This is a genomic window from Acinetobacter sp. YH12201 (assembly GCF_013418145.1).
GTDB lineage: Bacteria > Pseudomonadota > Gammaproteobacteria > Pseudomonadales > Moraxellaceae > Acinetobacter.
The window spans coordinates 1-23,221 of record NZ_VPCP01000018.1; the positions used below are offsets into that span (position 1 = coordinate 1).

General features: G+C 39.6%; 24 protein-coding genes and 2 tRNA genes. 15 read left to right on the forward strand and 11 right to left on the reverse strand.

Annotated features, from left to right (window positions below):
• Positions 1 to 388: 388 nt before the first annotated feature.
• Positions 389 to 637 (reverse strand): hypothetical protein, encoded by a 249-nt coding sequence (locus FTU91_RS05580; protein ID WP_180042357.1) that lies wholly within the window; start codon positions 635 to 637, stop codon positions 389 to 391.
• A gap of 512 nt (positions 638 to 1,149) precedes the next feature.
• Here FTU91_RS05580 and pgaA point away from each other — a divergent pair.
• The 4 genes from pgaA to pgaD are packed head-to-tail and all read left to right on the forward strand — an operon-like array spanning position 1,150 to position 7,226.
• A complete protein-coding gene (gene pgaA, locus FTU91_RS05585) occupies positions 1,150 to 3,621 on the forward strand; it encodes a poly-beta-1,6 N-acetyl-D-glucosamine export porin PgaA (RefSeq protein ID WP_180081301.1) in 2,472 nt (823 codons plus the stop codon).
• Positions 3,621 to 5,459: a poly-beta-1,6-N-acetyl-D-glucosamine N-deacetylase PgaB gene (gene pgaB / locus FTU91_RS05590; protein ID WP_180042353.1), complete on the forward strand. Its 1,839-nt coding sequence runs from the start codon at positions 3,621 to 3,623 to the stop codon at positions 5,457 to 5,459. Before pgaA ends, pgaB (FTU91_RS05590) begins: the two co-directional genes overlap by 1 nt.
• Positions 5,459 to 6,727: a poly-beta-1,6-N-acetyl-D-glucosamine synthase gene (pgaC, locus tag FTU91_RS05595; protein ID WP_086196815.1), complete on the forward strand. Its 1,269-nt coding sequence runs from the start codon at positions 5,459 to 5,461 to the stop codon at positions 6,725 to 6,727. The genes pgaB (FTU91_RS05590) and pgaC overlap by 1 nt, the downstream gene beginning before the upstream one ends.
• Entirely contained in the window at positions 6,720 to 7,226 is a 507-nt protein-coding gene (pgaD, locus tag FTU91_RS05600) for a poly-beta-1,6-N-acetyl-D-glucosamine biosynthesis protein PgaD (protein WP_180042351.1), read from the forward strand. Before pgaC ends, pgaD begins: the two co-directional genes overlap by 8 nt.
• Here the strand turns inward: pgaD and pgaB (FTU91_RS05605) are convergent.
• The 3 genes from pgaB (FTU91_RS05605) to FTU91_RS05615 all read right to left on the reverse strand — a co-directional run bounded on the left by pgaB (FTU91_RS05605) (position 7,192) and on the right by FTU91_RS05615 (position 9,652).
• The gene (gene pgaB / locus FTU91_RS05605; protein ID WP_180042349.1) at positions 7,192 to 8,421 is read right to left on the reverse strand and encodes a poly-beta-1,6-N-acetyl-D-glucosamine N-deacetylase PgaB; all 1,230 of its coding nucleotides are present in this window, start codon (positions 8,419 to 8,421) and stop codon (positions 7,192 to 7,194) included. The two genes, pgaD and pgaB (FTU91_RS05605), sit on opposite strands and share 35 nt — an antisense overlap.
• Before the next feature lie 84 nt (positions 8,422 to 8,505).
• Positions 8,506 to 8,850, reverse strand: coding sequence for a VOC family protein (locus FTU91_RS05610; RefSeq protein WP_180042347.1), 345 nt, complete (start codon positions 8,848 to 8,850; stop codon positions 8,506 to 8,508).
• Between the two features lie 265 nt (positions 8,851 to 9,115).
• Positions 9,116 to 9,652, reverse strand: coding sequence for a hypothetical protein (locus FTU91_RS05615; protein WP_180042345.1), 537 nt, complete (start codon positions 9,650 to 9,652; stop codon positions 9,116 to 9,118).
• Between the two features lie 349 nt (positions 9,653 to 10,001).
• Here FTU91_RS05615 and cysD point away from each other — a divergent pair, with 349 nt between their 5' ends.
• The 5 genes from cysD to FTU91_RS05640 all read left to right on the forward strand — a co-directional run bounded on the left by cysD (position 10,002) and on the right by FTU91_RS05640 (position 14,385).
• Positions 10,002 to 10,910 (forward strand): sulfate adenylyltransferase subunit CysD, encoded by a 909-nt coding sequence (cysD, locus tag FTU91_RS05620; protein WP_171522023.1) that lies wholly within the window; start codon positions 10,002 to 10,004, stop codon positions 10,908 to 10,910.
• Positions 10,911 to 10,955: 45 nt separating this feature from the next.
• Positions 10,956 to 12,572, forward strand: coding sequence for a sulfate adenylyltransferase subunit CysN (gene cysN, locus FTU91_RS05625; protein ID WP_180042343.1), 1,617 nt, complete (start codon positions 10,956 to 10,958; stop codon positions 12,570 to 12,572).
• A gap of 69 nt (positions 12,573 to 12,641) precedes the next feature.
• Positions 12,642 to 13,529, forward strand: coding sequence for a hypothetical protein (locus FTU91_RS05630; protein ID WP_180042341.1), 888 nt, complete (start codon positions 12,642 to 12,644; stop codon positions 13,527 to 13,529).
• A gap of 63 nt (positions 13,530 to 13,592) precedes the next feature.
• Positions 13,593 to 14,102, forward strand: a complete 510-nt coding sequence (locus tag FTU91_RS05635) for a PadR family transcriptional regulator (protein WP_180042339.1) — start codon at positions 13,593 to 13,595, stop codon at positions 14,100 to 14,102.
• 34 nt (positions 14,103 to 14,136) lie between these two features.
• On the forward strand, positions 14,137 to 14,385 hold the full coding sequence (locus FTU91_RS05640; RefSeq protein WP_180042415.1) for a DUF2798 domain-containing protein: 249 nt from the start codon (positions 14,137 to 14,139) through the stop codon (positions 14,383 to 14,385).
• Between the two features lie 69 nt (positions 14,386 to 14,454).
• On the opposite strand, the gene FTU91_RS05645 is transcribed toward FTU91_RS05640, so the two are convergent.
• From FTU91_RS05645 to FTU91_RS05655, 3 genes are all read right to left on the reverse strand, one after another.
• Complete coding sequence (locus FTU91_RS05645; RefSeq protein WP_180042337.1) at positions 14,455 to 14,733, reverse strand: hypothetical protein; 279 nt, start codon at positions 14,731 to 14,733, stop codon at positions 14,455 to 14,457.
• A 135-nt stretch (positions 14,734 to 14,868) separates the two neighbouring features.
• The gene (locus tag FTU91_RS05650) at positions 14,869 to 15,198 is read right to left on the reverse strand and encodes a co-chaperone YbbN (RefSeq protein WP_180042335.1); all 330 of its coding nucleotides are present in this window, start codon (positions 15,196 to 15,198) and stop codon (positions 14,869 to 14,871) included.
• A gap of 22 nt (positions 15,199 to 15,220) precedes the next feature.
• Positions 15,221 to 15,661 carry an N-acetyltransferase gene (locus FTU91_RS05655; protein WP_180081303.1) on the reverse strand — a complete coding sequence of 147 codons (441 nt, stop codon included), beginning with the start codon at positions 15,659 to 15,661 and terminating at the stop codon, positions 15,221 to 15,223.
• 127 nt (positions 15,662 to 15,788) lie between these two features.
• Between FTU91_RS05655 and FTU91_RS05660 the strand changes: the two genes are divergently transcribed.
• From FTU91_RS05660 to FTU91_RS05670, 3 genes are all read left to right on the forward strand, one after another.
• Positions 15,789 to 16,781, forward strand: coding sequence for an NAD(P)H-quinone oxidoreductase (locus tag FTU91_RS05660; RefSeq protein ID WP_180081304.1), 993 nt, complete (start codon positions 15,789 to 15,791; stop codon positions 16,779 to 16,781).
• A gap of 241 nt (positions 16,782 to 17,022) precedes the next feature.
• Positions 17,023 to 17,223, forward strand: a complete 201-nt coding sequence (locus FTU91_RS05665; RefSeq protein WP_086176233.1) for a hypothetical protein — start codon at positions 17,023 to 17,025, stop codon at positions 17,221 to 17,223.
• Between the two features lie 136 nt (positions 17,224 to 17,359).
• A complete protein-coding gene (locus FTU91_RS05670) occupies positions 17,360 to 18,265 on the forward strand; it encodes a YafY family protein (RefSeq protein ID WP_180042331.1) in 906 nt (301 codons plus the stop codon).
• Positions 18,266 to 18,387: 122 nt separating this feature from the next.
• Here the strand turns inward: FTU91_RS05670 and FTU91_RS05675 are convergent.
• Both FTU91_RS05675 and FTU91_RS05680 read right to left on the reverse strand, forming a co-directional pair.
• Positions 18,388 to 18,473, reverse strand: a tRNA-Leu gene (locus FTU91_RS05675).
• 10 nt (positions 18,474 to 18,483) lie between these two features.
• Positions 18,484 to 18,557 (reverse strand) — tRNA-Cys (locus tag FTU91_RS05680).
• 153 nt (positions 18,558 to 18,710) lie between these two features.
• Between FTU91_RS05680 and folD the strand changes: the two genes are divergently transcribed.
• A complete protein-coding gene (gene folD / locus FTU91_RS05685; RefSeq protein ID WP_180042329.1) occupies positions 18,711 to 19,559 on the forward strand; it encodes a bifunctional methylenetetrahydrofolate dehydrogenase/methenyltetrahydrofolate cyclohydrolase FolD in 849 nt (282 codons plus the stop codon).
• A gap of 265 nt (positions 19,560 to 19,824) precedes the next feature.
• Positions 19,825 to 20,493 carry a methyltransferase gene (locus FTU91_RS05690; RefSeq protein ID WP_180042327.1) on the forward strand — a complete coding sequence of 223 codons (669 nt, stop codon included), beginning with the start codon at positions 19,825 to 19,827 and terminating at the stop codon, positions 20,491 to 20,493.
• A 33-nt stretch (positions 20,494 to 20,526) separates the two neighbouring features.
• Here the strand turns inward: FTU91_RS05690 and FTU91_RS05695 are convergent, their stop codons facing one another.
• Complete coding sequence (locus tag FTU91_RS05695; RefSeq protein WP_180042325.1) at positions 20,527 to 20,955, reverse strand: hypothetical protein; 429 nt, start codon at positions 20,953 to 20,955, stop codon at positions 20,527 to 20,529.
• 277 nt (positions 20,956 to 21,232) lie between these two features.
• Here FTU91_RS05695 and glpD point away from each other — a divergent pair, with 277 nt between their 5' ends.
• Complete coding sequence (gene glpD / locus FTU91_RS05700) at positions 21,233 to 22,753, forward strand: glycerol-3-phosphate dehydrogenase (RefSeq protein ID WP_180081306.1); 1,521 nt, start codon at positions 21,233 to 21,235, stop codon at positions 22,751 to 22,753.
• A 94-nt stretch (positions 22,754 to 22,847) separates the two neighbouring features.
• Here glpD and FTU91_RS05705 read toward each other — a convergent pair whose 3' ends face one another.
• A complete protein-coding gene (locus FTU91_RS05705) occupies positions 22,848 to 23,174 on the reverse strand; it encodes a hypothetical protein (RefSeq protein ID WP_240921624.1) in 327 nt (108 codons plus the stop codon).
• Positions 23,175 to 23,221 lie beyond the last annotated feature (47 nt).

The following is a 23,221-nucleotide window of genomic DNA, read 5'->3' on the forward strand; positions in this document are numbered from 1 at the left end:
GTGTACATAGTGCACTAGGTTATGTGTCACCTTTTGATTTTGAAGCAATGTACTATGATAAAATTAACCCATTAGGTCAGGTGGCCTAACTTAAATAAAAAGTCTCCGACAAACCTGGTACGGTTCACCCATTTCTCGATTACTCTGCTTATGTAAGAAAGTTAATGGGTTGTTTTACTTGCTGAAAATGTGGTCGGCGTCTGATCCCTAATCGGCTTAAAGCTGGTTACTCTTTATCAATAAGTATAAGGGCTTGATATCTCTGCTTCTTGTGCTGATCTTTAGACAATGAAAATCATGTGTACTTCCTTATGCAAGACCTATTGGAATCATCTGCATCGTTTCATCATGAATTGTCAGTTGAGCTTTAATCGTATGGTATTTTTTCTTAGCACTTATAGAATTTTTTTCCGCTTTTTGGGGAATGCTTCATTGCCATCTCAGTGGCATCAACAATAACAACCTCCCCATCTAAGCCTTCACTATGAGATAATTTCCTAGGCAAATGAAACTTATCATATTTTATTAAAATATTTTCGATCTTTTGGATGATTCCACATGCATTAGATGCATGTATTTCATGGCTCATAGCGACAGGAAAAAGTGTTTGATATTTATGCCAATAACGTAGAGTCATTAATGGTTAATCTTTCGGTAAAAGGCTAAAAGGTCTGCCTCGTCCGGTATTTGCTTGGCTTATTTTTAATACTTCGAGCACTTCTAAAAAAATTCTAGGTTGTATTCCAATAAGTCATTTGAATTGACTGCTTAATAATATTTTAACTTTTGAATATTTTATGTTCCTATAATAATAGAACATATCTTTTCTGTATGAATGAAAATACTCAACTTATTGAGTATTTTTGATTTATACAAGATATTCATTTTGAGTAATAATGTTTTTATAAAGTGGTTAAGATGAAGGATTATATAAAAAATTAATTATTAAATAAATAAAATATTGCTGTTAAAATAATTTGCTAAGATAAAAAAATAATATATTTCACAATTAAAATAATGTGATATTTATCGCATAAAATAATAAAAACACAAAATTATACACAATATTTTTGTTAATACGGTCTTTTATTTATATATTGTGGATTACAATATGACCATTAATAACAATGAATAAAGAATATTTTAATTATGAACTTTAATCTCACTATACTATCGATCTCCTGTGGGACTTTACTGTTTTCTACATTGTCATTCGCAGAATTGATCTATAAAGACGTTGTTGATCAACAACGTGAAAAAATTGTACCTTTAATTAAACAAGGCCAGGTGGATACTGGATTACAAAAACTCAGGCAATTATTGGGGCGCTATCCCAATAATCAAAAATTGATTGCTGATTTTGTACTAATGGCTTATGAAAATAAAAAATTTGCAGAATCAGATATTCGCTACCTGAAGGGTATTCAAAGTCAGCAATTTCCAGACTATGGAAAAATATATGTTATTAAGGCACTACGCGACTTAAAAAAATTTGAGCTTGCAGAAAACTGGGCCAAAAACTTTGCCAAAACCGATTCTAATCAACAATGGATCGTGTGGGCAGGAATATTACAAGCAGAAGCCGGTAAAAAGGCTCAGGCGAAAAAAACCCTTTCTCAAGTTGATATTAATCAAGTCGAAGCAGATTATTTAGCACAGCTTTCCTATACTTACCGGATACTAGATATGCCTGTTGAGGCATTGAATACGGCTAATCTGGCTCTTGAAAAGAGCAAGGACATGGGTACCGAGGAACAGTATGCATTAGCATTGCTGAATAATGCAGATTACGCTAATGCGGAAAACTTTATACAAAACAGTAACTCATTAAAAGAGAATACTGATCTCAGAGCCAATGCCAAAATTAGTGAATTTTCTCAGCGGATTCAAAATGCTGTGGAATATTATAAACTTTCAATTTATCGAGGACGAAAACAGCCGTACCAGCAACTCGATGAAGTGCTCGCAGATATGGAGCAATACGAATCACAATTGCCGAATGATTCCAATTGGAAACGCCGTTTTTATTATGAATACATCTATGCCTTAAACGAGCGAAATCGCTCTAAAAAAGTTTTTGAACAAATTTCAAAAACAGGAGTGCCTCTAGAACAGATGCCTCCTTATGTGCGTCAAGCTATTGCAGATGCTTACTTTAAGAATCAACAACCTCAAATAGCTGAAAAAATTTATAAAAGCTTATTGAATGAAAAGAGCTATGCTCATTTTGAGCTATATGCAGGCTTGTATTACTCATTAATTGAACAAGAGAAATATAAGGAAGCTGATCAATTACTCAAAACGATGGACAAGGCATTACCTACTTTCCAATACAGTAATGCTAAAGGTGTGGATAAGGTTACTCATGATGACCGGAGTGAATATTTAGCTTTAGTCGGGCTTAATTACGCCTATCGTCAAGAATATGCTAAAGCAGAACAATACTATGAACAATTAATTGCAAAAGCACCGAATAACGTTCTTTTTCAAAATAATCGTGCATTCATTCAACTTTTGCGTGAAAACCCACAGCGTGCAGAATGGATTGTATCTCAATGGGATGGAGTCATACCTGTAGATGAAGGCATCCGGATCCGTCATTTAGAAAATCTGCGAGCTTTGGAAAATATCCAGCAATGGCGTCTGCAAAGTACTGAACTCATGCAAACCATGCCTGAAGATACGACCGTAATAAAAAATAAAAAACAGCTTGATGACCGTAATCATGCCTCTATTCAACATCAGAGTAACTTTTCAGAAAGTGATTCTGATAACTCGGCTTTACTTAATCGTTTGAAGGGGAACCGTGAGCAGGATCATTTTACCCGCATTCACAGCCCATGGTTTTTTGATAATTATCGTACTTATGTAGATCACAGTTTTCGTTCTGGTGAATATGATACGGGCACAATTGAAGATCAACGCGTAGGTTTAGGACTGGAATGGGCATCACGTCGTAAAGCAGTGAATATCATGTTGTCTCAGAGTATCGATAATCCACAAGATCAAGACCGTTTTGGGATCAAGGCCAATTGGTCACAATGGCTGAATGATCATTGGCAGTATGCATTCGGATTTAATAGTCAGGCGGATATTCCATTACAGGCCATCCGAAAGGGCAATGAAGGTAAATCTTATACTTTTGATTTGAATTGGCAACAGCATGAATCTCGTAAGGCGGGTCTGGTCTATCTGTTAACTGATATTGATGATAATAATACACGCCAAGAGGTTTCGGCATACCTTAAACAGCAGATTTTCCAGGCTCCGCATCATATTACCAGTTTGACTTTAGCGGGTTATTACAGCCAGAACAAAGATGTCATTGTGGACTATTTCAATCCTGAAGAAAGTTATAGTGCAGAGTTGCATTTACAGCATGAGTGGATTACGTGGCGGAGATATGACCGCAATTTTACTCAAAATTTTGAAGCTACCGTTGGGACTTTTGGACAAGATAATTATTCCGCGAAGCCAATTTATAACGTTTTTTATGGACATGATTGGCAGGTTTCCCGGACTTGGAGTCTGAACTATGGCATAGGATGGGGAACTCATCCTTATGATGGTGAAGATGAAGAAAAAACTTATGCAACAGTGGGCTTTAAAGGAATTTTTTAATGAAACAAGTGATGAAAACCTTACTTTCTGCTGTCATGGTAACGGTCTTCGCCGTTCCTGCGACGGGTTTTACGCAAAATATAACCAAAAATACCACTGAAATACCTGATAACTTATTTGTTACCATTACTTTTCATGATGTTCGAGATGATGTTGCCCGTGAAGGAGATCGGGATCTTTATGCAATCAGTACTAAAAATTTAGGACGCTATTTTGCCTGGCTAAAACAGGAAGGCTGGCAAACCATCAGTTTGCAAGATGTATGGGATGCTCGGCAAAAGAAAAAGAAATTACCAAAAAAATCAGTGTTATTGACCTTTGATGATGGCGCACTCAGTAGTTATACCCGGGTTTTTCCATTATTAAAACAGTATAAATATTTCGCTGCTTTTGCTATTCCGACGAGCTGGATTAACGGGAATACCAAAGATGCTTATGAAGCCTATGGTCAAAATAGCTTAATGTCCTGGGATCAAATGCGTGAAATGCAGCGCTCAGGTCTGGTAGAGTTTGTTTCACATTCGGACAATATGCATAAGGGCATACTTGCCAATCCACAACAAAGTATGCAGCCTGCAGCAATTACACGTCAATTTTTACCAAAATATCAACGTTATGAATCTGATCAAGCTTATCAAAACAGGGTTGTAGAAGATTTACAACAATCCAAGAAAATTTTAGACACTGAATTGGGAATAGATACACGCGCGATATTCTGGCCTTATGGGGCGGTGACCAAGGAAAGTGAAGAACTTGCAGAAAAAGCTGGTTTGCCTATGTCATTTAGCTTGGGCAGTATGTCAACCCTTGCTGATTCGGGGCAAACCTATCAACGTGCCCTAGTAATGAATAATCCAACCCCCGAAATGCTGCATGCAGAAATGCTGGATTTTTTAACTTTTGCAAGCGATATCCACAAACAGCGGAGAAGTTATATCCGTTTTGATTTGGCTGAAATGGTCAGTCCTAATGACAAAATTTTTGATCAAAAACTGGGGCAATTCTTAGATCAGATTAGTGCATTACAAACCAATACTATTTTATTAAAAACCGTAGCGGATGAAAATGGGGACGGAAAAATAGATGTTGCCTATTTTCCTAATCGTCAACTGGGTATGCGTAAGGATTTATTAAATCGTACAGTTTGGCAAGCACGCACCCGTGTGGGTAATCGGGTGTATGCTGAATTACCGATCAGTTTACAAACGAAACAGGGACTCAATTTTGCAGATCTTACTGCGGAATTAGTTAAGTATAATTCTTCAGTTGAAGGTGTAATGATCGATATTGGAGATGAGCTCGACTGCGCGATACAGAAAAAGACTTGGGATGGGGAATGCGCTGAAAAAATAAAACAGGTTTTTGATATAAAAGATCAAGCTAAAAAACATGCAAAATATTACACCAATATCAGTAATAATTATCAAACTGTTTTGAAAATTACCTTAAAGGATAAGCATGTAGATGGATTAATGCCTTTGATGGAATATAGTTTAAATAATAATGATTTTCTTTATATTGAATTTGATCCGGTGAAAGATTCTGGAATATTTAAAACTTTAGAAAAACAACTGGAAAAATTAAACAGTATACAAAAACAGTATTTAATCGTGAGTTTTACAGTAAATCCGAATGGGAAAAGAAGTGATTGGAAAGAATATTCACAATATTATCAGGAATTAAAAAAATTATCCGTACAAAAAATTGGGATTAATAATTATCAATTGAAGGCTGGACAGCAAGTTCAAGGACATCTTTACCAAGATCTAAGTATTAATACCAGTCCACTCACTTATCGTAATCCATATGAAAATAATACTGCGAAGGGGAGGAAATAATGACTGATTCAAGTTTATTTCAAATGAGTGACGTATATTTTGGCTTTGCTTTTTTCTACCCATTATTTATGGCGTGGCTTTGGATTGCGGGGGGAATCTGGTTCTATTTAAAACATGAACGCAAGCAACCATCGTTACCTCATCCTAGCGAACATGGATGCAGTATTATTATTCCTTGTTTTAATGAGGCAGCACAGGTTAGGGATACCATAAAGTTTGCCATGCAAACACAGTATCCGGATTTTGAAGTCATTGCAGTCAATGATGGTAGTCGAGATAAGACTGCTGAAATTCTAGATGAGCTTTTGCAAAAATATCCAAAACTCAGGGTTGTCCATTTGGCTGAAAATCAGGGCAAGGCCTATGCTTTACGTGCCGGTGCAATGGTGAGTCAAAATGAATATCTAGTTTGTATAGATGGTGATGCATTAATCCATCCTCATGCAGTGTTATGGATGATGCATCATTTAACAAGATATCCACGGGTTGGGGCAGTCACTGGGAATCCTCGTATTTTGAACCGCTCCAGTATTCTGGGCAAAATTCAGGTGGGTGAATTCTCTTCTATTATTGGATTAATTAAACGTGCACAACGTACCTATGGACGCATCTTTACTGTTTCAGGCGCAATCGTTGGTTTTCGTAAAACGGCACTAGACCGGATTGGATATTGGCGCGATGACATGATCACGGAGGATATCGATGTATCATGGCGCTTACAGTTCGATCATTGGGACTTGCAATATGTCCCAAGAGCATTGTGCTATATCTATATGCCTGAAACCTTCAACGGCTTGTGGAAACAGCGTTTGCGTTGGGCACAAGGAGGAGTGGAGGTTTTATTTGCTTATTTACCAAACTTATTTAGGTGGAATCGACGCCGTATGTGGCCTATTGCACTAGAGTCTATTATCAGTGTGGTTTGGGCATATGTGATGTTCGGTATTATTATCTTATATCTATATGGCCTATTTTTTTCTTTACCCGGAGAGTGGGCAATTCAATCTCTCTTTCCACAATGGTACGGGATTATTCTGGGTTTAACTTGCCTGATTCAATTCTTTGTTAGCTTATATATTGATAAACCCTATGATAAAGCCCGAATCTTCAGAAACTATTTTTGGGTCATTTGGTATCCACTGTTCTTCTGGATTCTGACTATGCTGACGACTGTGGTTGCATTACCTAAAACGATTTTCAAGACTCAAAAACGTGCACGTTGGGTAAGCCCAGATCGTGGATTTAGAGGAGAGCCAGAAAATGACTAAAGTCTATAAATATTATTTAATTGAAGATGAATCAAAATTAGAACTACCAGCGTACATTGATCAACCTGAATATGTACGTAATAAAAGCTTGGGTTACAGTTTGCAAATCGTGGGTTGGTTTATGTTTATGTGGTTATTTATGCCAGTGTTGACCCTATTTTTATGGTGGTTTGAAAGTCAAACCATTTATCAGCAACTGGTTATACAAGCCCAACCCAATAGCCCATTAAGTTTAATCAATATTGTTGTGATGATTTTAAGCTTTATTGGCGTGCTGTTGCTTTGGGCAACTTATAACTGGGCCCGCTTTTCAGGTAAGGATCGTAGAAAAGCTCCATTAGCGGTCGCGGTACCCCAACTTGCCAGCAGTTTTAAGGTGAATACGGCAGATATTATCAATATGCAACAGGCCAGAAATTTAACCCTTTATTATAATAATAAAGGGTTACTGGAATTCTTTGAGACTAATCACCAGTTAAAAAAGCGGATTTCAGCTTAGATGGTTGAGGATGTTCCTCTACAAAATCATCGGGGTAATAACCAATATGTTTTACCCCGTGTTTTTCTAAAAACTTGATGGTATCCACAATTTCTTCGGTGGAAAGTTTTTGATTATTTCGCCAATTCAACGCCTGAAGTTCAAAAATCGTATGACTCAAATCTGGGTCATATTTTTTTGACCGTTTTACGAGATCCAAATAGAATTGTTGATGGTCATCCGCTTCTTCCATATAGGGCATCGCCATAATGGCATTGTAGTCATAATATTGATAAGTACTGGGCATGGATTGGCTAAACCAGTTTTCACTATGAGGCTCTAAGACCACAGGTGCATACATATTGCGTGCAGTCAGTAGATGAGGTTGTTGCTGTTTAATGATTTTGGTAATACCTGCAGCAAATTGATCCAGATAGGCTGTTTTAAATTTTGCAAACTCTAATTGTTTGGATTGCCGAGGCTGTTTTAATAATTGATCTGCACCAAATCCCCAAGCCCGATACATATTTTGTGCCGGAGCAGAGCTGTCTTCATAATCATTCAGCGTGACATCATCATGGTAGAGCACACCATCTACTGCATTTGATTTGATAAAATCTAAATAAATCTCGGAAACATATTGCAGGTTTTTCGGATCAAATGGGGATACCCGAATATAGCCCTGTTTTCCGCCGTTGTTATGTGAGACATAAGTCAGTTTGTAATTTTTTGGAAACTCCCACGCCATTAAGGGCAACCAGGCATAAATATGCTTGACCTGGGTCTTGCTACGAATCTGGCTGACAAGAAGAGGAAAAAGATTGTCTCTGGTCGGGATGTGGCGGTTTTTAAAGTACACCTGATTGGCTGAACCATTTGCATCGGGATCGGCAAAGGCTTGCAAGAAAATGGTATTGGGTTGAATCTTGTTAATACGTTGTAATAAAGCCTGAAGATTTTCTTGCTGCTGTTCTTTATTTTTATCATATACATAGTCAATATCGATATGCATGATACGCATCTGATCGATTTTGCTGGTTTTTTTTAATGGCGGCACAACTGATTTTTGTGTCATATTTTGCTGCACAATTGCATCAATAGGATGTGGCTTGATCTGTACGAAATCTGCAGCCTGTGTAGCCAATGGCAGACAGGTTAAGCTCCAACAAAGACAATGGCTAAGCCTGCTCTGGTATAAATTTTTTAAATTATTCATTATTATACTCACATTTCTTGGTTATAGAGTTTTAAAAAATATCAATGGGTTGTTTTATTATTAGCTCATCCTGTTAAAGGGTGATCAGGCATGAATCAAATCATCAATCAGCAGCTTTTTCATTTTAAATAACGTTGCTTGTGCATGAGAATTCTGCTTAACAATCTCGCCTAAATTTTCAGGGTGAATTTTCCAGCTCACCCTAAACTGGTCTTTACACCAGCTAGATTGGCTCTCGATTCCTTTTAGCGTGATGCTATTCCAGTCATAATCAATCTCGGTCTGATTTTCGCATTCAATGATTTTTGCTTTTGCCGTATATTCGTTTGTGGCAATCATGTGACTATACGGAAGACTAGAGTAATACCATTCACAGGCTGCTTTGGCATTTTTTCCAAACCACAGGCAAGGATAAATAGAGGTCGTCATTATTATGCTCTATATAGGTCATATAAACAGATAATGTAGCGCTCTACCAGCATGACTCAAGTGAGTTTGTGCAGGCTAATTGTTTAAAATTGATTCAATTTAAATGAAAAATGCAGCCGATGAGACTGCATTTTTTAGCTGGTAAAAATTTATCTAGATTCAATCATTTGTGATATTAAGACTTGATGAATCGGTTAATGGACTAGCTTTAATATTTTATCTTAAATGGACCAAGCTGCATGGCAGCTATCTTAAATAAGCACGATTAAAGTAAACAGGTTTGAATACGCACTTTCATGTTCAATGCCTGTTGCAGAATAAAGGCTTTCATCCAGTTGACCTGTTGTCCCATCGGATTGGTTTTGATGGCTGTCTTCAAGAAATCCAAGTTGGCCTGATTGAACAGTTGTGTTTCAATGGCCTGTTCAAGCTGAGCACTACTGGCTGTCATGGGCAGGCTCACCAGATAAAATGCCTTGGGATAGTTATAAAAGGCATACAACAAGTTAAAGGCTTTTTGATCGGCCTTAAGATTGCCTGCACCAATTTCATAGCTGCGATCCTGATTGCTATGGGTGACACCAATTAAAAAATCAAAATGATTATCCGAAAGTCTTAGTCCAAATTGCAGCCCAATCTGGTCAGCGGTGAGCTCATGTTGCACAAAATTATTCAGGATGGAGCCATCCTCTCCCCAAGGTTCTTGCAGCACCAGTAAATGTGGATTGTGCTGATAGATGTGGCCTGCAAGCTGTGCCTGTTCCAGGCTGGATTTCACGGATTCAATAGTATGGTCTGGCATAGGTATAATTCAAAAGAATACAGGAGATGGGAGAAAGTTTAGTTACTCTATGCAATTTTCAGCATGAATTACATAGATGTTTTAGAGGAATTAACAATCAGATTAGATTTTGTACATTTTAATGTTGGCTTGCGGTAAGGATTATCTCTGAATACAATAATAGATCATCATTTAAGTAAATCATTAATAAAAACTTATACTCTTTATTAGTTAAGCTTTATATGAGAAATATGCATATTAATATAATAAAACAAGCAATAGATGTGATAACTAAATCTCTATAATGAATATATATATTTTTAAAAGTGTAATAAGTACACGTTGATCTGAGCTGGTGTTGTCAATGTCCATAACTGAGGAAAGACTTACTCATCTTAAACAGCTTGAAGCTGAGAGTATTCACATTATTCGTGAAGTGGCTGCCGAATTTGAAAATCCGGTCATGTTGTATTCTATTGGTAAAGATTCTGCAGTGATGCTGCATCTTGCTTTAAAAGCCTTTTATCCTGCAAAACTTCCATTCCCGCTATTGCATGTCGATACAGGCTGGAAGTTTAAAGAGATGATCACCTTCCGCGATAACATGGCGAAAACCCATGGTTTCGATTTGATCGTGCATCAAAATAAAGAAGGCGTTGAAGCAGGAATCAATCCGTTTGATCATGGTAGTTCTAAATATACTGACATCATGAAAACCCAGGGCTTAAAACAGGCTTTGGATAAATACGGTTTTGATGCTGCCTTTGGCGGTGCGCGCCGTGACGAAGAAAAATCACGTGCCAAAGAACGTGTTTACTCGTTCCGTGACAGTAAACACCGTTGGGATCCTAAAAACCAGCGTCCAGAACTTTGGAACCTTTACAACGGTAAAGTGAACAAAGGCGAAAGTATTCGTGTGTTCCCGTTATCAAACTGGACTGAACTTGATATCTGGCAATACATCTATTTGGAAAGTATTCCATTAGTACCACTTTATTTGGCTGCAGAACGTCCTGTGGTTGAACGTAGTGGCACACTGATTATGATTGATGATGAACGTATGCCTCTACAAGAGGGCGAAGTTCCACAAATGAAATCGGTACGTTTCCGTACTTTAGGGTGTTACCCACTTACGGGTGCAGTTGAATCAACTGCCAACACCTTGCCGGAAATTATCCAAGAGATGCTCTTGGCGACCAGCTCAGAACGTCAAGGTCGTATGATTGACCATGATGAAGCAGGCTCGATGGAGAAGAAAAAACAGGAAGGTTACTTCTAATTTTTCGATCTGAACCCGATTTCTAAAGTATGTGGAGTTTGAGCGATGTCTCATCAATCTGAACTGATTAGCCAGGATATTTTGGCGTATTTAAAACAGCACGAAAATAAAGACTTACTGCGTTTTTTGACCTGCGGTAACGTGGATGACGGTAAATCGACTTTAATCGGTCGTTTGCTTTACGATTCAAAATTGATTTATGAAGATCAATTGCAAGCCGTAACCCGTGACTCGAAAAAAGTCGGTACGACTGGTGATGCACCTGACTTGGCACTTCTTGTGGATGGCCTGCAAGCTGAACGTGAGCAGGGCATTACCATTGATGTAGCTTATCGTTATTTCTCTACTGAAAAGCGTAAGTTCATCATTGCCGATACTCCGGGGCATGAGCAATACACGCGTAACATGGCGACAGGCGCGTCTACCTGTGACCTTGCTATTATCCTGATTGATGCGCGTTATGGTGTACAAACCCAAACCCGTCGTCATACCTACATTGCAAGCTTGCTGGGTATTAAGAACATTATTGTTGCAATCAACAAAATGGACTTGGTTGAATTCTCTGAAGCGCGTTTCAATGAAATTCAGGCCGATTATGCCAACTTCGTAAGCCAATTGGGCGACCGTAAGCCAAGCAATATCATCTTTACGCCTATTTCTGCATTGAATGGCGATAACGTGGTGAATAAGTCGCCAAATACGCCATGGTACACGGGCGAAACCTTAATGGGTACGCTTGAGTCTGTAGAAATTAACCGTGATACCGCGAAACGTGATTTCCGTTTCCCTGTTCAATATGTTAACCGTCCGAACCTCGACTTCCGTGGTTTTGCCGGGACGATTGCGCTGGGTGAAATCAATGTCGGCGATACAGTTGTGGCTTTACCATCGGGTAAGACTTCAACAGTGAAAGAAATCGTGACTTATGATGGCAACCTTGAACATGCTTTTGCTGGTCAAGCGGTGACATTAACGCTGAATGATGAAATTGACGTATCACGCGGTAATATGCTGGTTCGTGCAGATCAGGGCATTCCTGCCATTTCACGTTCGGTTAAAGCGACTGTGGTATGGATGGCGGATCAACCGCTGGTCATTGGCAAGTTGTATAACATCAAAATCGGTACACAAACGGTTCCTGCCAAAGTGACTGGCATTAACTTCCGTACCAATGTAAATACACTTGAACAAATGCAAGTGGATCACCTTGATCTGAATGCGATTGCCAATGTGACTGTTGAATTTGATGCGCCAGTGGTCTTTGACCGTTATCAGGACAGCCGTTACACCGGTTCGTTTATCTTCATTGATCGTTTGAATAATGTCACGATTGGTGCGGGTATGGTGGAAGAGTCTGTTGAATGGACTGCACATAGCAACCCTGTAACAGCGGAAGACCGTGCGGCACGTTTGGGTCAAAAACCTGCGTCAATTACGGTATCGGCCAAAGCACTGGAAAATGCGCAAGCGCTTGAAAACTTGTTATTGCAACAAGGTATCGTGGCGATTGCAAAAGCTGATCTTGATGCCGCGCAAGTTGCACTGCTTCGTGAAACAGGTATTGCAGTCATTACTACTGTTGCAGAAGGTACAGATGTAAGCTTCGCACAAGAGTCGGTTGAAGAACTGGCTGAGAAGATTGTGGAATTGGTTCGTCTGTAATAGATTGATCTAATTTAAAAAACCCGCTGAAAGGCGGGTTTCTTTTTAATTATATTTTCATGAGTTGTTATGAAAAAACCTGATCAAAACTTAGATGAAGATTTTACTTCCAATCATATTTTAAAATTAGAAATAAAAGAGCTTAAAGCTGTATATGAGCGAAGTATTGCAACTAGAGACTTTGAAATACAGCAACTTCAAAATAGAAATAATTATTTTATTATTTTCCAAGGCGTAATGCTTTCAGGAGTTCTGATGGCATCAGCTAGTAAGCCATTAGCTGAGTTTTTCATTTGCTTATTTTGCGTTTTCTTTTCTATATATCAGACTAATATTGCTGCAGGTGCAAAGTATTGGCAAGAATATTGGGAATTAAAGACTTCGAAATCTGAAAAAGTATTAAGGGAAAAATTTGATAAATATATGGAAATTTATAAAGAAAATTTAATTAGAAGAATTAGTAATGAAATTGAATATTTAACGATACTAGGTATGTATGACGAAAAAATAGAGAAGTTAAAAGAAGAAATAGGGAAGATAAAGGATGGTAAGTATATATTTTATCACCTATTCGAGTTTTTAGAAAAAGATGATCCTAGGTTCAAAGATCTGGAGGAGTTTAAAGAGGATTTAAAGAAAAAAATAGAAGAAAACGAGAAAAGTTTTGATCCTATGTTTAAAGATTCAGTGAACGTCTTTGATCTTATTAGTAACTTTTTAGTGTTGAGAAAGTATTCTGTAAGTCGTATTCCTATTATTGTTGGAATCTGTTTCACTGTGCTCTGGATTAGTTTATTTGTAAGCACTATGAAATTTGGTGGTGAGAACTTGATGATAGTTAAAGGTTTTACGATAGAGCCTAATACCCATTCACTCGTTGATGCTGGTGAGTTACCTAAATCTGAGTTAGATAAAGAAAAGACAAATATTATTAAAGTCAAACAGATTGTAGAATAACATTTGCATTTAGCTTAAAATAAACTAAGATATATCTTATATTAATTTAAGATTAATCTTAAGATGTCAATCCAAGATCTCATTGCTGACGCTGAAAGCAAACCAACGACGCGTAAACGCCTGTTTGAAGCCGGACAGATGAAGCTCTTGGTGCTGCATTTCATTGCCCAATCCCCAAAGTTTAGTTACGACATTATCAAAGAGGTGGCTGGTTTGGTAGGCGGGAACTACAAGCCGAGCACAGGCACCATCTGTCCGACGATTCACTATCTTGAAGAACATCACTACACAGAAGTGAAGCTGAGTGAGGATGAGCGCAAGCAATATCACATTACAGCCAAAGGCCTAAAACATTTAGCTGCGCATCAAGACGAAATCAATAAAGTTCTCGACCGCTTTAATACGCGTAAGCAAATCCAGAACAACGAACACTATGTCGATATCAAACGTGCGATGGAAAACCTGAAAACTTCATTGCGCCTTAAGATTCAACATACCGAACTGAACCCAGAGCAAATCCGTGAAATCTCCGGAAAGATTGATCAGGCAGCAGTAGAAATTGCACGTATGTAATTCGATTCACGATTTAAAAAGATTAGGTTAAATGATGAAAAATAATTTCCCAAAATTCCACCCAAAACATCTGACTTGGCTGATGCCACTTATCCTTTCAGGCATTATGAGCGGAGCAATTTCCTGCTTTAACATGTTGCTGAATAAAGGCTTGGTTGATGGCTTCTTTTCTCTGTGGCTACATGCATGGAGCTTGTCATGGCTGATGGCATTTCCACTGATTCTGGTGATGCTGCCATTGGTGCGTAAATTTCTAATGCAATTTGTAGAAATGCCCAAGTAAAAAATGATTCGGTTTGATTTAAAAACTGTCAAAACCATACATATAAGAGACGGGATGAATATATAAGATTTAGTCCCATTTTTTTCTCAGCCAGATCACTAAACGGGTCAAAATTAGCAGTACGGCAAAATAGATCTGAAAGACGGCTGCAAAAATCATGATCCAGCCGCTATTCCCCGGGGTCTTTCTTGCATCAAGCTCAATGATAAATACCAAAATTGCAACCACAATTTCAAAAACAATCACAGTTTTAAATAGCCAGACCCACGGAAAACGCAACAACCAGGTCAGGAAAATAACGCCTAAACCAGGGAACAGGCAAAATAGGAAAATGACTTTTAAATCCATAATAATTGAGTATTTTTTATTGTGGGTGTGGGGCTAACAATATATTGAATAAAAATAGAAATAAAGCAATGCACTTGAAAAGACTATGCAATATTCAATAGGGTATTTTTATCATGTAACCATAATAATTTTAGATTAGTTCATTGAATCAACAATGCATTTCATTTCATTCAAACTTTTTACCCCTGCAATCCGTTGAATGATTTGTCCGTTTTTAAAAATCAGTGTAGAAGGCAAACCGTAAACGTTATAGCGCAAGGTCAGAATCGGGGATTGATCGACATTGATCTTACCGAATTTGATCTCGGGCTTTAGTACAGCATAATGTGCTGCCAACTGTTCAAATACAGGAAAATTTTGTACACACGGGGCACACCAGTTGGCATAAAAACGAATCACGGCAAATCCTTCAAACCATTCAAAGTCACTATAATTATCTTCATTGTATTCAATGACGGCTGACATAAACTTCCTGATATTTTCCCAATTAATGCTTAGACCAAGTCATGCTTAATTCTGCATGACCCGTGTTTTTATCCATAGCTTGGCTGATGATTTTAAAGCCCTGCTGCTGATAAAAATTGACCGCTGCGGTATTTTCAGTATAGACATTTAAATGCAATTCATCACATTGCTGTTTAAAAAAATCAATCAAGGCCGTACCGTATCCCAAACCTTGCTGATGAGGCGCAATAAAAAGTGCAGCCAGCGCTGATTCTGATCTTAATAAGGATGCAAAACCTGCGACAGTTTGATTTTCCTTGATCACATAATTTTCGGCTAAAGGCAGGTAAAGATCACGCATCGGAAGCAACTGCTGTTCCCAGTAAGAAGCAGGAATAAAATCATGTGCCTGTAGGGAAGCATTGAGCCAGATGTCTAAGATAGATTCCATATTCTGCATTTCAGCTTTTTGAATAGTTGCCATGCGCTCATATCATTTTGCTGAATAGTAGGCAGATTATACATAAGTCCACAGTTATTCATTCCCGGCTATTTCTATGTTCAAATAGAATAGTAATTTTAAAAAGTAATGAATAGATCAGGAATAAATTATGTCACAAACGACTATGCAACAAGTCATCATCACAGAACCGGGCGGCGTGGATAAACTCGCTTACGAAACTGTTGCAGTACCTGAAGCTAAAGCAGATGAAGTCTTGGTGAAAGTGCATGCATTTGGCATTAACCGTCCTGACATCTTGCAGCGTCAAGGTCTATATCCAATGCCTAAAGGAGTAACGCCTGTACCGGGTTTGGAAGTGGCTGGTGAAGTGGTGGCTGTAGGAACTGAGGTTTCTAAGTTTAAAGTTGGCGATCAGGTGTGTGGCCTGACCAATGGGGGTGGTTATGCAGAATATTGTGTGGTGCCTGAAAGCCAGACCTTGAATATTCCTGAAGGTGTGAGCTTTACTCAGGCAGCCGCGATTCCTGAAACCTTCTTTACCGTATGGGTGAATGTGTTCCAGATGGGTAAAGCCAAGGCAGGGGAAACGGTACTGGTACATGGTGGAGCAAGCGGGATTGGAACGACTGCTTTAATGCTGTGTAAATCACTCGGCATCAAAACGTTTGCAACCGTAGGTTCAGATGAAAAAGTGGCAGCAATTTCGGATTTAACCACGGCAATCAACTATAAGACTCAGGATTTCGAGCAAGTCATTAATGAGGCTACTGACAATGGTGGTGTTGATGTGATTCTGGATATGGTGGGTGCGCCATATTTAGAACGTAATTTGAATTTGCTGCGCCGTGATGGTCGTCTGGTTTATATCGCATTCTTGGGTGGTGCAAAAGCCAAAGAGGTCAAACTCGGTCAAATCATGATGAAACGCCTGACTATTACCGGTTCAACCATGCGTGCACGTAACACTGCGGAAAAAGCTGAAATTGCTCAAGGTCTGCAAGAGCATGTTGCACCGCTGTGGGCAAAAGGAGAATGTTTGCCGATGATCTATAAAACTTTTAAGTTTGACCAGATTCAGGATGCTCATGCGGTGATGGATACCGGTGAACATGTTGGTAAAGTTGTGGTAGAAATCCTCTAATCATTCCTGTGATTGAAATACTAAAAGCCAACATATGTTGGCTTTTATTTTGCTTACAATAAAAATGATAAGTAACTTAAATTAATAGATAAAAATAAGGTTATAAAATTTTAAAAAATGGTAAAAAATATCGATTGTTCGACACAACCTGTCAAAACCAGGGAGTAGATTAAGATTTAGAATAATCCGACTAAATTGTTTGGAATTAATTGAAACGTCATGTAATAAAAGGAAGTATATTATGAAAATAGTCTCAGCTCCTTATACATCTGAACATGGCTTACGCGCCTTGAAGCGATTGCATAAAGCCATTATTTGCAATCAGGTATTACCTTCTAATCTGCATCAGTTTTATAAAGCGATGCTGCATCTTGAGCGTTATGTTGAACGGCTTAATCCCAAACCGCCGACAAAAGGTGTCACCAGCCGTTTCAAATCCTGATTCAAGTTTATCCTATTAGGCTTAAGTTGAAATAAATATTTAAAATTAAGTTTTTGATTGGTAGTATAATTTTTAGATAATTTAAAAAATTTTAGCATTTTAGGTATTGTGCTTTTATTGCACAAAGAGGGTGTTTATGAAGGGCAATGCATCAACGCATGAGCGCCTCGCAGAGCGTTTGGCCAATATTTTAACCAAACTGAATATAGGGCATCAGTTAAGTGTACAAGAACTGGCGGGTGAGTTTCAGGTCAGTACCCGAACCATTGAACGGGACTTTGATCGGCTTAATTCATACTTGCCTTTGATTCAGGATGGAAACACTAAACGCTATTATCTGGAACCTTCCTATTTAGGCCGTTTTAAACTGCAGGATATCCAGAATTTTGCGCAACTGTCGGGAATTAGTGAGCTTTACCCGACGCTGGATATTTCTTTTTTACGCGAATTGCTGGACGAGCGGGCGAATCAGGTCTTCTCGGCAAAAGGCTATTATTTTGAAGATAGCAAACGGTTTGCTGAACATTTTAAGCTGCTTAGCGCTGCGATTTATAAACGTCAATGGATTGAGCTGCAATATCGTGATCAATGCAGAATCATCCAGCCTTATCGTTTAATCCATCATCATGGCATCTGGTATTTGGCGGGTGTCTTTCAGAAAAAACTGCAGACTTATCGCTTAAGTCAGATTCAGCAGGTGAAACTGCTATTTGAGGCAGAAAATTTCCAACATGATGCCGAGATATTAAAAATACTGGCTGATGAGGAAAGCATCTGGTTTGGACAGCAAAAACAGCAGGTTTTTATCCAGGTAAAGGCTGAGGTTGCGGTATTTTTTAAAGAGCGGCGTTTGTTTCCAGAGCAGCAGATTGAGCAGGAATCCACATCGGGAGAATTATTAATCAGCTGTCGGGTTCGCCACGAAATGCAGTTGTTGCCTTTAGTGCGGTATTGGCTACCACATGTCAGGATTATTCAGCCAGTTCATTTGCAGCAAAAACTGGAGCAGGACTTGGAGAACTATTTGCGCTCTGCGGGATGATAGCCAAAGAGCATAATAGTGGAATGTAATTCAGAATAAAAATCTGAGTTGCTAAATTTTAGGCATAAAAAAACCAGCTTAATGCTGGGTTCTTTATTTACACCATCTTAGTAGGCTAAGAATGGTGCCCGAGGCCAGACTCGAACTGGCACGCTTTGTGGGCGGGGGATTTTAAATCCCCTGTGTCTACCGATTTCACCACTCGGGCTTAACAAGATTGGAGGCGGAGGTCGGAATCGAACCGGCGTACACGGAGTTGCAGTCCGCTGCATGACCACTCTGCCACCCCGCCATGTCTTGTTGCTGCGTATATTATCAAGCCCTGAAAAAAAAACAATAGTAGATTTATGCAGATGTGCAGAAAAGCAGCATATAACGGAAAATATTTAAAATATTCATGTAGAATGTGCGAAATTGATTCATATCAACATTTGGGAGAAGTGCCGTGGCATTAGTATTAGATGGTCGTGCATTGGCAAAGAAAATTGAGGCTGATTTGTTAACTCGCGTAGAAGCGTTAAAAGCAAAATCAGGTCGTACTCCAATCCTTGCGACTATTTTGGTGGGTGACGATGGCGCATCTGCAACTTATGTGCGTATGAAAGGAAATGCTTGCCGCCGTGTCGGTATGGATTCATTGAAAGTTGAACTTCCGAAAGAAACCACGACTGAAGAATTACTGGCTGAAATTGAAAAACTCAATGCCAATCCTGATGTTCACGGTATTCTTTTACAGCACCCAGTGCCTGCACAAATTGATGAGCGTGCTTGTTTCGATGCCATTTCACTGGCGAAAGACGTTGATGGTGTAACTTGCCTGGGTTATGGTCGTATGGCAATGGGTGAGGCAGCTTATGGTTCTGCAACGCCTGCAGGTATCATGACTATCCTGCAAGCCAATGATATTGAGATTGCAGGTAAACATGCAGTCGTTGTTGGTCGTTCTGCAATTTTGGGTAAACCGATGGCTGCAATGTTGCTTGAAGCTAATGCAACAGTAACGATTTGCCATTCACGTACACAAAACCTGGCTGACTTCGTTAAACAGGCTGACATTATTGTCGGTGCAGTAGGTAAAGCTGAACTGATTCAAAAAGACTGGATTAAACCAGGCGCAGTTGTGGTTGATGCCGGCTTCCACCCACGTGATGGCGGTGGTGTAGGTGACATCCAGTTGGTTGGTATTGAAGAAGTGGCTTCTGCTTATACACCAGTTCCAGGTGGTGTAGGTCCTATGACCATTACCACTTTGATTCGTCAAACTGTTGAAGCTGCTGAAAAGGCTTTAGGTTAATCTTTTAATTAAAAGATGGTGAAGTCACGACGGAGTCTTACCGTTGTGACGATCGATGTAAGAAGCTCGTATGTTACTTTTGTTTCGGCAAAAGTAACCAAAACCATTTGTCACCCACAGAACTCGGCATTTTGTGTCATTTAATCTGAAATGTCGCAGAAACAATTTTAAATAAATTTAGGTTTGCCTCGAACAGCTGCGGATGACTTGGTCGCGTATCAAATCCCTTTATAAGTTTCAATAAGATCATCGCCAAGGCTTAAGCATGAGCTGTACTTTCCAATTTCCAAAAGCCCCCGAACATTTAATTCAAGCTTTGCATGAAGTGATTCCAAACTGTGAGCTACTTGCCCAGCAATTGCCTGAAATCCCCATTTCACTGTGGCTGATTCCACCGGTCTTTCCGACAGACAAACTCGATGACGAAGTGATTCGTCGGATCTGGAATGATACGCCATACTGGATATTCTGCTGGGCTTCAGGACTTGCTATGGCACAGTGGCTCTTAGCTGAACCACATCATGTGAAAGACAAGGTGGTACTCGACTTTGGTGCGGGGTCGGGTGTGGTTGCAATTGCAGCGAAAATGGCAGGAGCGAAGCGGGTGATCTGTTGTGATATTGATCAGGTCAGTCTGGATGCGTGTCGTGCCAATGCCGAGTTGAATAATGTCGAGCTGGAATATCTGGATGATTTATATAAAGCAGAACAGGTTGATGTACTACTGGCCGCAGATGTACTGTATGACCAATGCAATCGCTTCTTTTTAGATGAGTTTCTAAAGTTTGCCCCGGAAGTATGGGTGGCAGACAGTCGGGTGAAAAATTTTAGTCATCCAAACTACGAAAAACTGGATGAACGTAGTGCCACGACTTGGCCAGATCTGGATGAAGCAAAGGAATTTCGTAATGTCAGTTTTTATAAGACGCTATAAATAGCGTCTTATTTCTGTCTAAATTATTAAGTTTTAAGAGCAGGTATAGCGAACCACACTTAAGGTGCTTGGACGCGCTTCTAACGACTGACGAGTAGCCATATTTTCACTATTATATAAGTCTGGGGTGTTGCTTAGACTTATGCTGGTACGGCTCTGGCCCAGTTGACGACCATAGTGTGGAGTTTGTATTTCCGGATTGGCAATTTCACTAATGCTCAGGATCGTTAATTTATATTGTTTATTTAAGCCTAATACTTTTTGGCAGGCACGCTGTAATTTCTGTTCATCTATTTTCTGGTTTTGACGAATAGCCAAAGTATAAGTCAATGTTGCGCTATTGGCAGACTGGCTTTCAATCTGATAGCCGACATTACCATTGTATTGGCGCGGAGTACTTTGACAGGCAGTCAGTGCAAGCGCAAGCAAACTTAAACCCAACAATTTATAGCTCTTGTTCATCTTCAAAAAATCCCGGTGTTATTATTCTACTCAGTATGCCATAAGCCCGATTTTTTAACGATCTTGAGGCAGTGTATATTCCATAAAAAAGCTTTCCAAATGTGACCATCTGGAAAGCTGATGCCATCAGAATAAAAAAAATAAACACTTGATTCATTTTGTCTGCATTGAAGTGAATGACAATTATTCGGTGTCCTTTCACTTTAAATAGTGTTAGGTTTCTTGAGATAACAAGAAATTTAAGTTTACTGTCTGAACAGGATTAGAGGAGGTGGACATGCAAGTGAGTCATCCGGTCTATGATGTAGCGGTGATTGGTGGTGGTATTAATGGCGTGGGTATTGCCGTTGATGCTGCAGGACGGGGTTTGTCGGTTTTTTTATGTGAAAAGGATGACCTCGCCAGCCATACTTCCTCTGCCAGCAGTAAGTTGATTCATGGCGGTTTGCGTTATCTTGAATATAAAGAATTCCGTTTGGTACATGAAGCTTTGCTGGAGCGGGAAATCCTGCTAGCCAAAGCACCGCATATCATTCGTCCCTTACGTTTTATCATGCCACATCAGCCGCATTTACGTCCCGCTTGGCTGATACGGACCGGTTTATTTATTTATGATCATTTGGGAAAACGGAAAAAATTAGCTGCTTCCCGGCATATTCATTTTGATCCGGCCAGCAGTCCTTTAAAAGATGAAATGACGCAAGGTTTTGAGTATTCGGATTGTACTGTGGATGATGCGCGGTTAGTGGTTTTAAATGCCATGCAGGCGCATGAGCTGGGCGCCAAAATTGCCACACAAACCCGTTGTACCGCTGCTTACCGTGAAAATGGCGTGTGGAATATCCATCTGGAACATGCGCAGGGTAGTTATCAGGTGCAGGCAAAAGCGCTGGTTAACGCTACAGGACCTTGGGTGTTCCAGTTTATTGAGCACAATTTAAAACAGCAATCACCGCATGGTCTACGTCTTGTTCAGGGCAGTCATATTATCGTGCCTAGAATTTATGAGGGCGATAAAGCTTTCATTCTGCAAAATGATGATCAGCGTATTATTTTCGCGATTCCTTATCTGGAGCAATATACCTTGATTGGGACTACTGATCATGAGTATCAGGGCAATCTTGATCAGGTCGAAATCACCGCACAGGAAGTGGATTATTTACTGGATGTTTATAATGATCATTTTAAGCATCAGCTGACGGTTGAGGATATTTTATATACCTATTCAGGTGTGCGCTCTTTGTGTGATGACGAGTCGGATAATCCATCGGCTGTTACCCGAGATTACACTTTGGCAATATCGCATGCGCAGGAAAATGATGCACCTTTACTATCGGTATTTGGTGGCAAGCTCACCACTTATCGAAAACTGGCAGAGTCAGCAATGGCGCATTTGGCGCCGAGTTTCCCTGACATGCATAAGCCCTGGACTGAAACGGCTTTTTTGCCGGGTGCGGAAAATCTGGTTTCGATTGAGTTGTTAATGCAGCAGCTGATGCAGGCTATTGAGGATGTTTCTTTACCATTGGCTTCGCGCTGGGCACATGCTTATGGTTCAAGGGTATGGGGATTTTTAAAGGATATTTCAGGCATCAATGAACTGGGTGAGGATTTTGGTCATGGTTTGTTTGCTAGAGAAGTAGACTATCTGGTGGATCAGGAGTGGGCGAGAACCAGTGAGGATATTTTATGGCGCAGAAGCAAACTCGGTTTTCAATTTAGTAGCGATGAAATACAGCAACTGGATCAATATCTTTTAAAATTGCTGCTGACAAGATCAAGCGATACTGCAGCTTAAGCGATTCAACAAGAAAAAAGACCGCCTGAGCGATCTTTTGGGTGCAGCAAGTTTTAGTTCTTATCTTCATTCAAGTTTCAGCGGTGGGCTGTACTTAAATTTCAACGCCGCCGAGTTCTTTACAATTTACCGGCGTATTCCATTTCACGGCTGTACCCCAAACCACGGGGCGTACAAAACGCCAAGGCCAGAAACCGAATCTCTGGCTGGCATTGTAGTTAATGACCACGTTGCCACCGACTTGATGAGCACGTTCTGCAAAACGTGAATACAGTTCTTCTACGCTGCCATAAGTCCCTTTAGCCACTTTAATGCGCTTTTTGATCTGAAACTGGCTAGAGTCTGGCGTACCTTTGATTGCACAAATGTGAAGAGCAGGCTGTTCAGGTGTCTCGGGTTTGGCTATTGCCAAAGTAGACATGCTAAGCAGACAGGCAGTCAGTGTGAGTGTTTTTAACATGAAGTTTC

What these genes read in the sequence shown, in the direction of transcription:
- FTU91_RS05580 (WP_180042357.1), bottom strand. Translation starts at nt 637, where the DNA reads ATGACTCTACGTTATTGGCATAAATATCAAACACTTTTTCCTGTCGCT.
- pgaA (WP_180081301.1), top strand. Translation starts at nt 1,150, where the DNA reads ATGAACTTTAATCTCACTATACTATCGATCTCCTGTGGGACTTTACTG.
- pgaB (WP_180042353.1), top strand. Translation starts at nt 3,621, where the DNA reads ATGAAACAAGTGATGAAAACCTTACTTTCTGCTGTCATGGTAACGGTC.
- pgaC (WP_086196815.1), top strand. Translation starts at nt 5,459, where the DNA reads ATGACTGATTCAAGTTTATTTCAAATGAGTGACGTATATTTTGGCTTT.
- pgaD (WP_180042351.1), top strand. Translation starts at nt 6,720, where the DNA reads ATGACTAAAGTCTATAAATATTATTTAATTGAAGATGAATCAAAATTA.
- pgaB (WP_180042349.1), bottom strand. Translation starts at nt 8,421, where the DNA reads ATGAATAATTTAAAAAATTTATACCAGAGCAGGCTTAGCCATTGTCTT.
- FTU91_RS05610 (WP_180042347.1), bottom strand. Translation starts at nt 8,850, where the DNA reads ATGACGACCTCTATTTATCCTTGCCTGTGGTTTGGAAAAAATGCCAAA.
- FTU91_RS05615 (WP_180042345.1), bottom strand. Translation starts at nt 9,652, where the DNA reads ATGCCAGACCATACTATTGAATCCGTGAAATCCAGCCTGGAACAGGCA.
- cysN (WP_180042343.1), top strand. Translation starts at nt 10,956, where the DNA reads ATGTCTCATCAATCTGAACTGATTAGCCAGGATATTTTGGCGTATTTA.
- FTU91_RS05630 (WP_180042341.1), top strand. Translation starts at nt 12,642, where the DNA reads ATGAAAAAACCTGATCAAAACTTAGATGAAGATTTTACTTCCAATCAT.
- FTU91_RS05635 (WP_180042339.1), top strand. Translation starts at nt 13,593, where the DNA reads ATGTCAATCCAAGATCTCATTGCTGACGCTGAAAGCAAACCAACGACG.
- FTU91_RS05640 (WP_180042415.1), top strand. Translation starts at nt 14,137, where the DNA reads ATGAAAAATAATTTCCCAAAATTCCACCCAAAACATCTGACTTGGCTG.
- FTU91_RS05645 (WP_180042337.1), bottom strand. Translation starts at nt 14,733, where the DNA reads ATGGATTTAAAAGTCATTTTCCTATTTTGCCTGTTCCCTGGTTTAGGC.
- FTU91_RS05650 (WP_180042335.1), bottom strand. Translation starts at nt 15,198, where the DNA reads ATGTCAGCCGTCATTGAATACAATGAAGATAATTATAGTGACTTTGAA.
- FTU91_RS05655 (WP_180081303.1), bottom strand. Translation starts at nt 15,661, where the DNA reads ATGGCAACTATTCAAAAAGCTGAAATGCAGAATATGGAATCTATCTTA.
- FTU91_RS05660 (WP_180081304.1), top strand. Translation starts at nt 15,789, where the DNA reads ATGTCACAAACGACTATGCAACAAGTCATCATCACAGAACCGGGCGGC.
- FTU91_RS05665 (WP_086176233.1), top strand. Translation starts at nt 17,023, where the DNA reads ATGAAAATAGTCTCAGCTCCTTATACATCTGAACATGGCTTACGCGCC.
- FTU91_RS05670 (WP_180042331.1), top strand. Translation starts at nt 17,360, where the DNA reads ATGAAGGGCAATGCATCAACGCATGAGCGCCTCGCAGAGCGTTTGGCC.
- FTU91_RS05690 (WP_180042327.1), top strand. Translation starts at nt 19,825, where the DNA reads ATGAGCTGTACTTTCCAATTTCCAAAAGCCCCCGAACATTTAATTCAA.
- FTU91_RS05695 (WP_180042325.1), bottom strand. Translation starts at nt 20,955, where the DNA reads ATGAACAAGAGCTATAAATTGTTGGGTTTAAGTTTGCTTGCGCTTGCA.
- glpD (WP_180081306.1), top strand. Translation starts at nt 21,233, where the DNA reads ATGCAAGTGAGTCATCCGGTCTATGATGTAGCGGTGATTGGTGGTGGT.
- FTU91_RS05705 (WP_240921624.1), bottom strand. Translation starts at nt 23,174, where the DNA reads ATGTCTACTTTGGCAATAGCCAAACCCGAGACACCTGAACAGCCTGCT.